The organism is Streptomyces sp., from assembly GCF_031181555.1.
In the GTDB taxonomy this organism is placed as follows: Bacteria; Actinomycetota; Actinomycetes; order Streptomycetales; family Streptomycetaceae; genus Streptomyces; species Streptomyces fimbriatus.
The window spans coordinates 1-12,447 of record NZ_JAPSKQ010000029.1 but is presented as its reverse complement, the minus strand read 5'-3'; the positions used below and the strand labels follow the sequence as shown (position 1 = coordinate 12,447).

The window sequence follows — 12,447 nt, the reverse complement described above, 5'->3', positions numbered from 1 at the left end:
TGCGGGGCATCGGACCGTGCGCGACCGGCGAACTGGCGCCGTCCGGCTCCCTCCGGGGCCTACGGCAGATCCGCACGCGGGCCCGCACAGCCGACGAATTCCCCGTACTGCTCCACCGGTCGCCTCCCTGTTTGAAGAGACGATATTTGAATCGAATATCGAAATGCGAGGAAGATTTTCTCGTGACCGATGTGCACAATGGAAAGGAGGAACCGGCACGGAAGAAATCGGTCATGACCACCGCGGAACACGTGTCTCGGGTGGAGACGGATTACCTGGCCCAGTTGGAGAAGGCGGCGAGGCGGTTCGATGAACGGACGGCGGAGAGGGAAGAGGCGCGGCGGACCCTCGACCGCCGGGGCGTGCTGTACGCCGACGATCCCGAGCGGGGCACCAAGCGGCTGGCGCGGCTGAACGCCGACTGGTCGCTCGCCAGGTCGGTCGAACGCATGGAAACGGTGCCGCGGACGGCCACGGGCAGCACACTGCCGCTGAGGCCGGATGCCTTCGGCACCGATGTCCTCGGTCTGGAACGGCTGATGGGCCGCAACGACCTCACCAGCGTGACCTTCCTCGAGGGAGGGTATCTGGCCGCCCGGTCGATCGGCCGGATCGCACTGAGGGTCCCCGGTGGAGTGCGCCACGACACCGGATTCATGGTGGCGCCCTCGCTGCTGATGACCAACAATCACGTCCTGCGCACAGCGGACGAGGCCTCGCGTGCCATGATCGAATTCAACTGCCAGGCGGGTCCCGACGAACGCCCGCTGACGCCTGTGGTCTTCGCGCTGGAGCCGTAGAAATTCTTCGCGACCGACCGGGAACTCGATTTCAGCGTCGTCGCCGTCGCCGAACGGAACGAGCCGAACGAACAACTCGCCGACTTCCACCGGCTGCCGTTGGACGGGACGGAAGGAAAGGCCGTACTCGGGGAATTCGTCAATATCATCCAGCACCCCAACGGGGAGCCGAAGCAGCTCGCGCTGCGGGAGAACCAGATCGTCGACATCCTGGAGCAGTTCGTCCACTACGTCACCGACACCGTTCCCGGCTCGTCGGGCTGCCCGGTCTTCAACGACCAGTGGGAGGTCGTGGCGCTGCACCACTCGGCCGTTCCGAAGGAGGAGTTCACCCGGGACCGGCTGCCCATTCTCCTGGACTGGCACCAGCGGGAGCCGGCCACCGAGTACGAACTGCACCACAACGCGGCCATCACGGAGATTACAGGGCAACCGCAACCCGTTCACAGACCACCCCGAGTGGGCGCCGGACATCGACTTCTCGGAGGTCTGGGCCTGAGCGGACGGCCGGGCCGCGGACCTGTGCCCGCGTCTGGAGATACCTGCCGGGCATCGAAACATACGCTGTGCGACACGGAACGCGGGAGGAACGACATGGCAGAGGCGGCTTTCGCCAAGCTCCTTTTTCTCGAAGCCAAGAGGACTCAGGACCCGGACGGCGCGGACGAGATCACCGTGAGCAGAGGGGACGGCGGCGTCTTCGAACGGGTACGCATGCGGGCAGGGGACGTGTTCGAGTTCGACGAGCGGTTCGTGCCGTTCGCCGACCAGGCACCGGTCGACATCGTCCTGAGGGAAATGAATGAGGCAACCGGTCAGTCCCGCTTCATCGGCGGGGCGACGATCGTCCCCTCCGAGCTGGGCCTCGGGGAACGCACCCAGGCCATCGGTGCGCTGTCCTCCTCCCTGTACGAGCTGACGTACAAGGTCCTGTGACGACCCGCCACCGGGTTGCCGCGCCTGTGCTGTGCTCCGTCCGTCTCGGGACGCGCGCCGCGGCGCCGTCGACGACATCCCCGCACGGCTGAAGACCCCACGGGTTCGTCCGGTGCGAGACAGCCAACGGCCGCGCACCGGACGGCGTGGGTGCCCTGGGGGTGAGGCCCCTCGCTCCTGCCCCTCGGTGGCTACAGTCCGGCGAGGGTCAGCGCTGTCGCGATCACCGAGCCGGCGACCGTGGCGGCGAAGTCGGTGTCGTGGTCCTGGTCGAGGAGTGTGTCCGCCGGCGTGTGGTACTGGCGGGTGCCGGTGCCGGGAGCGCCGTCGGAGGTGGAGAAGAGGTCCTCGGAAACGGCGATGGCCGCCCATCCCCGCTCGTGGAAACTCGCGTGGTCGCTGCGTCCCCTGGCGGGGTCGTCGGGGCCCGTGAGGTGCTGGACAGTCACCGCGGGGCCGAAGGCGGGTACTGTGCGGGCAACGAGTTCGCCGAGTGCGTCGGAGGCCTCCACGACCGGGCCCGGTACGAAGGATCCCGCGTGGATCTCGATGATGGGTGTGCTGCCCGGCTGCAGTCCCGCGATCATGTCCATCTGGAAGACCCCGGCGATGTTGTCGCCCTGTGCGGCGGCGGCCCGGGCGTAGAACTTGCTGCCGACGAGACCCTGCTCCTCGGCGTTGAAGAGGACGAAACGCACGTTGCGGGTCGGCCGGCCGCCGTCCGCGAGCAGGGCAGCCAGACATTCGGCCGCTGCCAGAACCGCCGCCGTTCCGCTTGCGTCGTCGTCGGCACCCGGCGCGGGGTCCACCGCCGGGTCGTAGTCGCGGGGATTGCCGTTCGGGTCCACGAAGTCCCCGTTGGCGGCGGTCGAGTCCATGTGGGCGGTGATGAGGACGGTGGACTCCGCCCCGGCGACCCTGTGCTCGGCCTCAACGTTGAACAGCTGTCGTCCCCACCACCGGAAGGGATGCTGCCGGACGACCAGTCCGAGTTCCCGGAACCGGTCGGCGAGTGCTTCGACGACCTGGGCGTTGTCATCGGCCGCCGCGTCCCTGCTGCGGACGGTCTGCGACTGTCCCCCGGCCAGTGGCTGCGCGCCGGACAGGCGTGCCACATGACCCCGCAAGGCCTCGGAGGTCACCGTCGCCCGCACCGCGGCGATCGTCGCGGGGGAGGGGAGACCGTTGCCGGATTCCGGGTGCCGTTCCCGGACCGGGGTGTCGGTGAGCGGGTGCGTCCGGGTCTCGCCGGGCCACGGGAGTAGCATCGGGTCCGGCAGCAGGCGTTCGGTGTGTCCGGGTTTGGCACCCGGAAGATGGATCTGTTCGACCGGCGCGCCGGCGGGCACGGCGAGGTAGACCCCACTTGGCGCGGGCCCGAGCGTGGTGGGCGGCGGGGCGCCTTGTGCGGCCAGGGCGTCGGTGACGAAGCCGTGCAGGGCGGTGGCGCGCCGCGCCTCCGCGTCCGCCGGTCCGGGGGTGCCGGCGGACCCCACGAGCGCCTCGGCCTGTGCGACAGGACGGTTGTCGCGGATCAGGAAGGCGGCGCTGTCCTCCACCGGTTCGCGCAGGTCCACGGTGAACCCAGCGCGTTCGAGCGCTTCGGCGCCGAGTGCGCTGGCCATGGCGAGCACGAGCCGGTCGGAGGCGACGTGCAGGGGAACGACCTCGGCCGTGCTCGCCGCTGCGGCCAGCTCGGGCAGGCCGCGGCCGTCCGGCACGCCGATCCGTGCGAAGTGGACGGGCCGGTTCTCCACCGCCGCGAGAGTGAGCACCGGGTGGGCGGCCGTGCGCATGCCCGCCTCTTGGGCGAACGCCCTTTCCCGGGGGTCCTCGCCCACGAACACGCAGTCGCCGGCCGGGACGCCCGGGGCGCTCGCGACCGCCGTGTCGAAGAGTGCGCGGCTGTCCTTCGCACCCCAGTGGAGGAGACCGGCGTCCGGGAAGCGGCCGGGGAACGCCTGCTCGAGGGCCGCCGCCGCCCGGTGGGCCGCTTCGTCACCGGTGCCCGGGTTGGAGACGATGCCCTTCGGTGTGTCCGGGAAGGCGTCGAGGACCGCGGTCACCCGGGGCCGGGGTCTGAGTGTCAGTGAGCCGTCGGGTTCCACGCGGGCATCCGCCAGAGTGGCCCCGATGTCGAAGAAGAGGACGGACATGTGTGGTGCCTCCGATGGTGTGAATTCCCCCGCTTCGTCCTGTGCCCCGTGGCGGGTTCGTCCGCTGCCTACGCGCCTGCATCTGTATCCGATCGGCGTACGTGCGGGGCGCCGCTGCACCACGATCCGTGCCCGGCATCCGGTTTCACAGCCCGGGGAACAAATAACGGCAAGAAGACACTGAGGGTTTTCCATCCTCAGTCTGAGCTGGCCAGATGCAGGCAGAGGACGGCTTGATCGAGGCCGGTGATGCGGGTGGTCGAGCAGCGCAGCTTGCGGAGGAGCCGCCAGGACTTGAGGGGGGCGACAACCTGCTCGACGAGGGCCCGGATCTTCGCGTGAGACCGATTCACGGCCTTCTGACCGACGGAAAGAGTCTCCCACCGCCCCCAGTAGGGAACCTGGACTGCGCTTCGTCCGGCTACGCAGACGCCGGCCGCCTGGCCGCCCACGCCGGACTGGCTCCGGTGTCGCGCGACTCCGGCCGCCGGACCGGTAACCACCACCGACCCAAGCGCTACCACCGCCGCCTACGACATGTCTTCTACATGGCTGCCCAAACTGCCACGATGCGCCCCGGCCCCTCCCGGGATTACTACCTCAAGAAACGCGTCGAAGGGCTGATCCATGTCCAGGCCCTGCTCGCCCTCGCACGCCGCCGAGTTGACGTCTTATGGGCCATGCTCCGTGACAAGAGGCACTTCACCCCCACCCCACCGGCCCCCCGATCGGCTTGACACCATCATTGAGACTCACTCAACCAGGGCGTGAGGCAGGTCGAGTGCGGCAGGATAGGGAACCAACGAGGCTCCTGGGCTGATGAGTTGAGAGGTCGAACACCTCTCTCAACGGCACAGGAGCCTCGTGCGTTGCGGGACACCGACCCGTCACCCGATCAGTGGCCACTCTGAAAGAGCTCACTGAACCCGGCGGCAGAATCCTGCAAGCAGGGCCCGGCCCACTTGCCCAGACGCCCTCGCCGACAGGGCCGGTGGCGTCCAGGACAAACAGCAGTCAGGGGAAGAGCGGGTAGCGACGCCGCCATTCCTCCTGCGGCGGCTCCAGCAGCCCCACCGGCCGCCGCGCGCCGGCGCGGGCACGTACTGGTGGAGGCGGGCGTAGGCGGCGAGTTTGGCGCCCAGGCGCTCTGGTCCCATGGTGGCCCGGTCGATTTCCACGAACACCCGCAGCATCGAACCGCGCCCGCCGCGCCCCTTGCGGTAGTAGAACAGCGCATCGGGGATGACGGCTTCGCCGCTGCCAAGGGGGTGGTGAACTTCGGGGATCCAGTCCAGAGGCTGGCGCGCTTCACCGCGGCGGCGGAGGTCCTGCAGGAACGCCAGCGCGGTCTTGGTCACCGTCAGTCCATGCCCGCTTTCAACCGCACCGCCATCCGGTCGGTCACGCCCCTTGGTGGCCGCCGGCCGCGCAGCTCGGGTCACTCGCAGGCGATCTGTGCCCCGTACTGGGTGGGGCGCCGTACCCGGGTGCGTCCGGCCTGGGGCAGGGTGATGCGGTCGACGAGCCCTTCCCTGCGGAGCTTCATCAGCCGGCGCCTCGTCTGCTCGATCCGTACCTCAGGCGAGATGATCAGGTGGGTCTGCTCGGTGGTGGCCGTCCGGTACTGGGCGAGCACCGACAGCGCCAGCCGGTCCGGACCGTCTGTGTCGACGTCCGTCATGTCGGCTCCCTCGTGTGGCACAGGTCAGCAGGCGGCTCTGATAGGGCTGTCGACCACGAAGGTCCGACCGCGGCCACGATGCGACTGCGAACCCGTGGCCGGGGCCTGGTCGCTGGCTACTGAGCGAAAGAGGGAAGCCATGAGCATGCCCCAGGTCGGCAGGCTGCAGCTGAGTTCCACCAACGCCGCGGTGGGGACGGGCGGGGGCACCTCGACCTTCATCCAGGCCACCTTCCTCCTAGCCTTGTCGCCTGTTACGCCTTGTGTTTTGAAGGCGTGGCAGCGCGGTGGTGTATTTAATTTGAAGGTATTCTTCTTATGAAACGTTAGCTTCGTAAGTGCGGGTTGGTTGCTTGCGGTGCTTCGGAGTGTGTGGACGGGGTTTTGGGGCAGGTCGGTGACCGAGGTGGGGAACCGGTTTGAGGCGGGTGCGGGCGATGACCAGGGTCGTGGCCGCGGTGTCCTGCGCCGCCATCCCGGCCGGTTTGTAGAGGGTGATCTGGGCCGGCGTGGTGCGCTCTGGATGGCGTGCGGTGCTCCGACCGGCCGTGCTCGGGCTCATGCTTCCGGGAGCGGCCCCGGCGCAGGGAAAAACACCAGCTCTCGTTCACTCGTTCGGTCCCATGGGTTGGCTGCGGTGGCTCCCGCCGACCTATCGTCGCCATGTGTGTTCCAACCGTGACGCTAAGCGGTTGGCCGGTGCCCGATGCGACGGTTGAACAACACTCGCCGTAATTCCGGGCTGCCAGGCACCAGCGGGCAGGCACCCTCCCGACATGGCCCCCGCCACGGACCTGGTCCTCAACTACGAGGAGGACGTTCATGTCACGCTCCGTTCCCTCCAAGCTAAGCCGCATCAGCTCACGTTTCCGCTGGTGGTCGCTTAGCTCAGCACTGCTGCTCTCGATCGGCGCAGTGGTGCTGTTGCTGCTCCCGGCCGGCGAGCAGGCGAAAGCCGAACGACCCAGGGCGACCGCTGCCTCCAGCAAGGACGTCGCCGCCTCCGCACTCACCGGGGGTGGAACATCCGAGCTGACGAAGTGGGAGTACGCGACCGTACCGCTACTGACCCACGCGACGAAGCAGATCCTCGACACCTGGGGCGCAGACGGCTGGGAACTCGTCCAAGTCGTGCCCAGCCATTCCGACACCGAAGGCGAAAAACTCGTGGCCTATCTGAAGCGTCCAGACTTCCAGTGACGAGTTGGCGCGTAGCCGACGCCACCGCAGCGTTCCGTGCAATCATCGCGCAGCCCGGCGTTGTCGAGGCCTTCAACCGCGACTTCGTTGGCTTGCCCTCGGACGTCGGCAGGGTGCGCCGGGTGGTCTGATCTCGGATCTGCATATCGATGTTCGATGGCTCCTGGACCGGCAAAAGGAGCTGTTCGGCAAAGGAACCCACAGTGCGGGACTGCTCGTCGCTGCCGTCGCCCGGCACCGCGTGAACGCTTCGAACATCGAGGTTGACTCGCCCGGCGCATTCTGGCAGACCGGGAACACCCCGACGCCCCGGACGTTGGTCCGGGGCGTCGGGGCCTTGTCACCTGTCGGCTGGGCCGCAGCAGCGGGGTCGTCACAGGCCAGTCCAGGGGCGGGGCGTGCCGCCGGACAGAGGCGTCCACACGGCGCTGTCACGTTGGCTGATCAGGTGGGATGATCTTCGGGTGGGTCGGGTCGGGAGGGGGCGTCCGTGGACAGCGCGCCGCCCTCTTGCAAAGGGCACCGGTACCCGGTCGAGGTGATCTCCCGCTGCGTGTGGCTGCACCTTCCGCTTCCCGCTCGGCTTCCGCGAAGTCGAGGGACTCGTGCTCGAGCGCGGAGTGATCCTCTCCTGTGAGAGGATCGACGTCACCCCGGATGCACGGTAGCGGTCTTACCTGAGTGCCGGCTCGCGGGCCCCCTGCTGATCGGTCTCACGCCTGTGGTCGAGGCCGCTCGTTCGCGACGCTAGTCGGCGACTATGCCGCGGGCGCTGAGGACGTTCCGCAACTCCGGGCCCAGGAACTCGGAGCCGAGGACGCGCCGGAGGTTCGGAAGTAGCACGAGGTCGTCGAGGGAAGCGACGTCGAACAGGTCGTCCTCGCCGTCCCAGACCGGGGCGCACTCTTGGTACACCTGGTTACCGCCGTCCATGCACAGCTCCTCGACGCCGGCCAGGAGTTCGTCGCTGATCTCCAGTGACGCGAAGTAGCTGCGCGCCTCGGGCACAACCTGGTACGCCAGGCCGTGCTGCTGCGCGTACTCCCAGGGGGCGTCGCTGAGCCCCTTCTCCTTAAGGAGGTCGGCGAGGCGGAACTGAGGCGTGAGCGTCTCATCGATGTACATCAGCTGCTCGACGACGATGAGCTTGAAGTTAAAGTCTTTAAACGTGGCCATGTGCACAACCTAGACGGCACCACTGACACCAAGACCACCGCAGTCTGGCAACGGAGCACACCTGCTCCGGAAGCGTTCGGCAGCCGACGAGGCAAAACCATCCCGTTGGCTATTGGTCCGAAGCGGTAGGTGTTCTGGGTCGTTGATCCCTGCGTGAATGAACTGGTGGGAGACGCACGGCAGTTGTCGCCGTCGGCACAGAGGCTCTTCGGCTGCGGGCGGTGGCCGCGTTGGTGGCGGGCCGGACTCGCGAGGATGTCGCAGCAGTGTTCCAGGTCCCGCTGAAGGCGGTGGACAACTGGTGGGCGAAGTGGCTGGCAGGCGGGTGCAAAGCGCTCGCGGCCCAGCCGCGTGGACGGCGCCCCGGCGAGCACCAGACCCTCGATGCGGTCGAGCAGCAGGCGATCCGGCAGGCCGTACTGGATCACCGGCCCTGCGATCCGGGGCTGGCCGGGCAGCTGTGGACGCGCGCCGGGGTGGGGATCTGATCGCGAAGCTGTACCGGGTGCGGCTGACCGAGCAGGGTGTGGGCAAGTACCTGCGCCGCTGGGGCCTGTCGTTCCAGCGCCCGGACAAGCGAGCCGTCGAGCAGGACCAGGAGGCGGTCCGCGTCTGGCGGGAGGAGACCTGGCCGGCGATCCGCGCGAAAGCGAAGGCCGAAGGCGGGGAGGAGCGTTGTCACGTTGTTGAGTTTGCAGGCTCCTGACGGTGTCGGGGCATGGTGGGCGTGCGGTTGGGTTCTGTGTTCAGGCCGGGGCGGGCCGGCCGGCGGCGCCAGTGATCTGGTTCCAGATGGCGAACCGGATGGCCGTCTCGGCTCGGTAACCGGGAGCGGTCATCAGGTGGCGGTGAGGCCGGAAGTGAGGTGAGATGCCGCTGAACGCGGCCAGGAACCGCTGCGCGGCGCCGACCGGTCGGAAGCCCTTCATCGCGCGTTCCCGCCGCCGCGTGGGCCGGTTGCTGTTCTCCGCCCGGTTGTTCAATCCCTTGTGACAGCGGTGCTCCACCGAGGGCGTGACCTCGCGGTGGGCCGCACCGCAGGAGCGCAGCTTGTCCGTGACGACCACCCGCGGCACCGTACGGGTCTTCTTCAGCAGCCGGCGGAAGAACCGCCGGGCCGCGGCGGTCTCCCGCCGGTCCTGCACGAGGATGTCCAGCACCATCCCATCCTGGTCGACGGCCCGCCACAGGTACTTCAACGCGCCGTTGATCTTGGTGATGACCTCGTCCAGGCGCCACTTGTCTCCCGGCCGGGGCCGCCGGCGGCGCAGCGCGTCGGCGTAGGCCGGCCCGAACTTGGCGCGCCACCGCCGGACCGTCTCGTAGGAGACGATCACTCCGCGCTCGAGCACGAGTCCCTCGACTTCGCGGAAGCCGAGCGGGAAGCGGAAGGTGCAGCCACACGCAGCGGGAGATCACCTCGACCGGGTACCGGTGCCCTTTGCAAGAGGGCGGCGCGCTGTCCACGGACGCCCCCTCCCGGCCTGACCCACCCGAAGATCATCCCATCCGATCAGCCAACGTGACAGCACCCTGCCGAGTCCTTCCAGTGAGGAGGACTCAACCCATCGTCTTGGTGCTCTGCGCCCTCCGCCGTTGCGTCGGCGTTACGGCGCTGAGAAGTCCTTCCTGCTCGTCCGGGCGCAGGCACTCGATCAGGTAGTCACCGGTGTCAGGGGCACGGGTCACCCCGTGCGTCTCGCTGCCGAAGCCAGGGAATTGGCGGTCGAAGGACTCCAGGGCGCTGAGGTAGCGCAGCAGAGGGCCGTCTTCCTCCCCGATGCTTTCACCCGGCATGAGGACCGGGATGCCGGGCGGCGTCACCGTGACCATCGCCGCGGCGACCCGGCCCGGTGCGTCCGCCAGACGGATCCGTTCTGTGCCGCCGCGGATCAGGCGCTGGTAGCACAGCTGGGGCGGGGCGACCGGCTCCGGGAGCTGTTGGAAAGCCATGTCGAGTAGTTCGACCAGGCGGGCATCACGCAAGTGGTCGTGCATCTCCTGGCACAGGGCGCGCAAACTCCGCCCTGCGTAGCGCTGCGGGTGCTCGGCTACCAGGACGGGCAGTACACGGTCCAGCGGGGCATCACCGTCGTAGAGATCCTTGAAGTCCATCAGGGCGTCCAGAAGCGTGCCCCACTTGCCCTTGGTGATGCCCATGGAGAACAGCACCAGCGTGGTGTAGCTGTCGGTCTTCTCCACGACGATGCCGCGCGTGCTCAGATAGGCGGTAAGGATCCGTGCCGGGATGCCCCAGTCGGACATCACACCAGTCGCGTCGAGCCCCGGGCAGGTCAGGGTGACCTTGATCGGGTCGAGCATGCAGTAGCCGTCGGCCAGACCGAGGAAGCCGTGCCAGTCCGCGTCGGGTGCAAGGTGCCAGCAGGACGCCTCGGTCCGCAGCAAGTCCGCCGGAGCCTCGTCGAACGGCAGCCGCGTTCCGTTCGCAGGATCAGTTACCTCGCCCGGCTGCCACACTCCGAAGAACCAAGGCGGCCGGTCCTCGGCGGCCTCGATCCGCCGTCCGATCCGCACCATCTCCTGGCGGAACCGGATCGCCTCCGAGATCGCCTCGCCGATCAGCCACTGACCTTGCGGACCATCCATCATCGCCGTGGCCACGTCCAACGAGGCGATCATCGGATACAGCGGCGACGTAGTGCCGTGCATCATCAGCGCCTCGTTGAACCGGTCGTGCTCCACCGGTGCCCGCGGGGCGGGCCGGACGTGCACCATGGCGCCCTGCGACAACGCCGCCAGCAGCTTGTGGGTGGACTGGGACGCGAAGACCGTCGGCCGGTCGGGACCGGGGAAGGCCTCCTCGTCCACCGACATGCCGTACCGCCCCGCGTAGAGCGGATGGAAGCGGGCGTACGCGAACCACGCCTCGTCGAAGTGCAGCCGGGGTGTGCTGGCCGCGAAGGTCCGGGCCACCGCCACCGCGTCGTAACACAGCCCGTCGTAGGTGGAGTTGGTGAACACCGTGTATTGGACACGCGACGACACCGCGTCTCCCGTGAGAGGGCTCTTCGCGATCCGCGCCGCCACCGAGTCCGCCGTGATCTCGGCCGGAGGTAGCGGTCCGGCAAGCCCGTAGCCGTTGCGGGTCGGGACCAGGTACACCGGTCGGGCTCCGGAGACGACCAGGCCATGCAGGACCGACTTGTGACAGTTACGGTCCACCAGGGCGATTTCGTCACGCGTCACACTGAAGTGGCCGATCAGACGGTTGCAGGTGGAGTCGCCGTGCAGGACGAAGTACGTGCGGTCGGAACCGAAGACCCGCGCGGCGTTGCGTTCCGCCTCGCCGATCGGGCCGGTGTGCTCGAACAGCGAGCCGAGTTCCTCCACCGAGATCGACAGGTCACTGCGCAGCAGCCGCTCTCCGAAGTAGTCGTGGAACGCCCGGCCCACGGGCGACTTGAGAAAGGCGACGCCGCCGGAGTGCGCCGGGGTATGCCATGAGTACTCGTGCGCGTCGTCGAAGCGCCGCAGCGCTTTGAAGAACGGTGGGAGCAGGGCGTCCTGGTAAGCACGCGCGGCAGTGGTGATCCGCCCCGCGATGAACGCCGGTGTGTCCTCCAACGGCCACACGTAGCCCACCACCGACTGCGACACCCACAGCGGCAGCTCACGCAGCCCCTCGTCCGCCATGACCAGGAACACCGGCAGATTCTGGAACCGGCGCCCGATCCGACGCAGAACGGTCGCTCCACCCGGCCCGTCCTCGGTTCTGGGCAGGAGATCCCAGGCCACCACTGCGGCGGCCAAACCGGCCTCCGTCCTGAGCATCGCCTCGGCGTCGGAGGCGCTCACCACCCACCGGACCTGTAGGCCACTCGCCCGGATTCTCTCGGCGATGCGCGTCCACTGCCCAGCAGTGGCACACCCGTCTTCCGGATGCTCCGTCACCGCCACCAAAACCGTGCCCTCGGCCATGCCGCCCCCTTCCCCGGTGGCCCGCGCCACCCCCGACCAGTGTTCGCGGCCTGCGCGCGCATGATTGTCCAATGGCCGGTCAAACCACCCCAAGGGATGGCAGCACGGACCACTCCTTGACATGTCAATGTGGCACGTCCGACAACCCGGCGGAGAGCGTTGTCACGTTGTTGGTGTGCGCGGGCCTGGTGGCGTGTCAGGGCGTGGTCGGCTGGGGTGTCGGTCCGGGGCAGGCCGTTGCGGCCGTGCCGACGACTCCGGTGACGTGGTCCCGGATGGCGAAGCGGGTGGTCGTGTCGGCTCGGTGGTCGGGGGCGGTGAACAGGTGGCGGTGGGGCCGGCAGTGGGGTGGGTGCCGCTGAACGCGAACGGGAACCGCTGGGCTTTGCCCACGCCGCGGAAAAGTCCTCCATCGTCCGTTCGCGCTACCGAGTGGGCTGGTGGCTGTTCCGTCCGGTTGTTGAGGTACTTCGGCTGACGGTGCTCGGCGCAGGGCATGGCCTCGCGGTGGGCGGCGCCGTGGGAGCGGAGCTCGTCCGTGACGGTCCTCCGCGGCACC

General features: G+C 68.4%; 10 protein-coding genes and 5 pseudogenes. 8 read left to right on the top strand and 7 right to left on the bottom strand.

Features of this window, described 5'->3' with window-relative positions; genetic code table 11:
* Nucleotides 1–233: 233 nt before the first annotated feature.
* Both RIM90_RS09015 and RIM90_RS09010 read left to right on the top strand, forming a co-directional pair.
* Entirely contained in the window at nucleotides 234–800 is a 567-nt protein-coding gene (locus RIM90_RS09015) for a hypothetical protein (protein ID WP_309060068.1), read from the top strand.
* Between the two features lie 18 nt (nucleotides 801–818).
* Nucleotides 819–1,736: pseudogene (locus RIM90_RS09010) on the top strand (trypsin-like serine peptidase); the annotation flags it as partial.
* Between the two features lie 191 nt (nucleotides 1,737–1,927).
* Here RIM90_RS09010 and RIM90_RS09005 read toward each other — a convergent pair.
* Together RIM90_RS09005 and RIM90_RS09000 are read right to left on the bottom strand one after the other, a co-directional pair.
* A complete protein-coding gene (locus RIM90_RS09005; protein WP_309060067.1) occupies nucleotides 1,928–3,892 on the bottom strand; it encodes a M20/M25/M40 family metallo-hydrolase in 1,965 nt (654 codons plus the stop codon).
* A 197-nt stretch (nucleotides 3,893–4,089) separates the two neighbouring features.
* A pseudogene (locus tag RIM90_RS09000) lies at nucleotides 4,090–4,299 on the bottom strand (transposase family protein); the annotation flags it as partial.
* A gap of 9 nt (nucleotides 4,300–4,308) precedes the next feature.
* Between RIM90_RS09000 and RIM90_RS08995 the strand changes: the two are divergent.
* Nucleotides 4,309–4,629 (top strand): annotated as a pseudogene (locus RIM90_RS08995) (transposase); the annotation flags it as partial.
* A 180-nt stretch (nucleotides 4,630–4,809) separates the two neighbouring features.
* Here the strand turns inward: RIM90_RS08995 and RIM90_RS08990 are convergent.
* Both RIM90_RS08990 and RIM90_RS08985 read right to left on the bottom strand, forming a co-directional pair.
* Entirely contained in the window at nucleotides 4,810–5,334 is a 525-nt protein-coding gene (locus tag RIM90_RS08990; RefSeq protein WP_309060066.1) for a replication-relaxation family protein, read from the bottom strand.
* Nucleotides 5,331–5,573 carry a replication-relaxation family protein gene (locus tag RIM90_RS08985; protein ID WP_309060065.1) on the bottom strand — a complete coding sequence of 81 codons (243 nt, stop codon included), beginning with the start codon at nucleotides 5,571–5,573 and terminating at the stop codon, nucleotides 5,331–5,333. Before RIM90_RS08985 ends, RIM90_RS08990 begins: the two co-directional genes overlap by 4 nt.
* Before the next feature lie 139 nt (nucleotides 5,574–5,712).
* On the opposite strand from RIM90_RS08985, the gene RIM90_RS08980 reads away from it, so the two are divergent.
* The 3 genes and pseudogenes from RIM90_RS08980 to RIM90_RS08970 all read left to right on the top strand — a co-directional run.
* Complete coding sequence (locus tag RIM90_RS08980; RefSeq protein WP_309060064.1) at nucleotides 5,713–5,895, top strand: hypothetical protein; 183 nt, start codon at nucleotides 5,713–5,715, stop codon at nucleotides 5,893–5,895.
* 710 nt (nucleotides 5,896–6,605) lie between these two features.
* Entirely contained in the window at nucleotides 6,606–6,773 is a 168-nt protein-coding gene (locus RIM90_RS08975; RefSeq protein ID WP_309060102.1) for a DUF4177 domain-containing protein, read from the top strand.
* Nucleotides 6,774–7,263: 490 nt separating this feature from the next.
* A pseudogene (locus RIM90_RS08970) lies at nucleotides 7,264–7,417 on the top strand (IS6 family transposase); the annotation flags it as partial.
* Between the two features lie 103 nt (nucleotides 7,418–7,520).
* Here RIM90_RS08970 and RIM90_RS08965 read toward each other — a convergent pair.
* Nucleotides 7,521–7,949: a DUF6892 domain-containing protein gene (locus RIM90_RS08965; RefSeq protein WP_309060063.1), complete on the bottom strand. Its 429-nt coding sequence runs from the start codon at nucleotides 7,947–7,949 to the stop codon at nucleotides 7,521–7,523.
* A gap of 221 nt (nucleotides 7,950–8,170) precedes the next feature.
* Here RIM90_RS08965 and RIM90_RS08960 point away from each other — a divergent pair, with 221 nt between their 5' ends.
* Nucleotides 8,171–8,437, top strand: coding sequence for a helix-turn-helix domain-containing protein (locus tag RIM90_RS08960; protein ID WP_309060062.1), 267 nt, complete (start codon nucleotides 8,171–8,173; stop codon nucleotides 8,435–8,437).
* A 17-nt stretch (nucleotides 8,438–8,454) separates the two neighbouring features.
* Nucleotides 8,455–8,655, top strand: coding sequence for a winged helix-turn-helix domain-containing protein (locus tag RIM90_RS08955; RefSeq protein WP_309060061.1), 201 nt, complete (start codon nucleotides 8,455–8,457; stop codon nucleotides 8,653–8,655).
* Nucleotides 8,656–8,695: 40 nt separating this feature from the next.
* Here RIM90_RS08955 and RIM90_RS08950 read toward each other — a convergent pair.
* Both RIM90_RS08950 and RIM90_RS08945 read right to left on the bottom strand, forming a co-directional pair.
* Nucleotides 8,696–9,416 (bottom strand): annotated as a pseudogene (locus tag RIM90_RS08950) (IS6 family transposase).
* A 93-nt stretch (nucleotides 9,417–9,509) separates the two neighbouring features.
* Nucleotides 9,510–11,888 (bottom strand): Orn/Lys/Arg decarboxylase N-terminal domain-containing protein, encoded by a 2,379-nt coding sequence (locus tag RIM90_RS08945; RefSeq protein ID WP_309060060.1) that lies wholly within the window; start codon nucleotides 11,886–11,888, stop codon nucleotides 9,510–9,512.
* Between the last annotated feature and the right edge of the window lie 559 nt (nucleotides 11,889–12,447).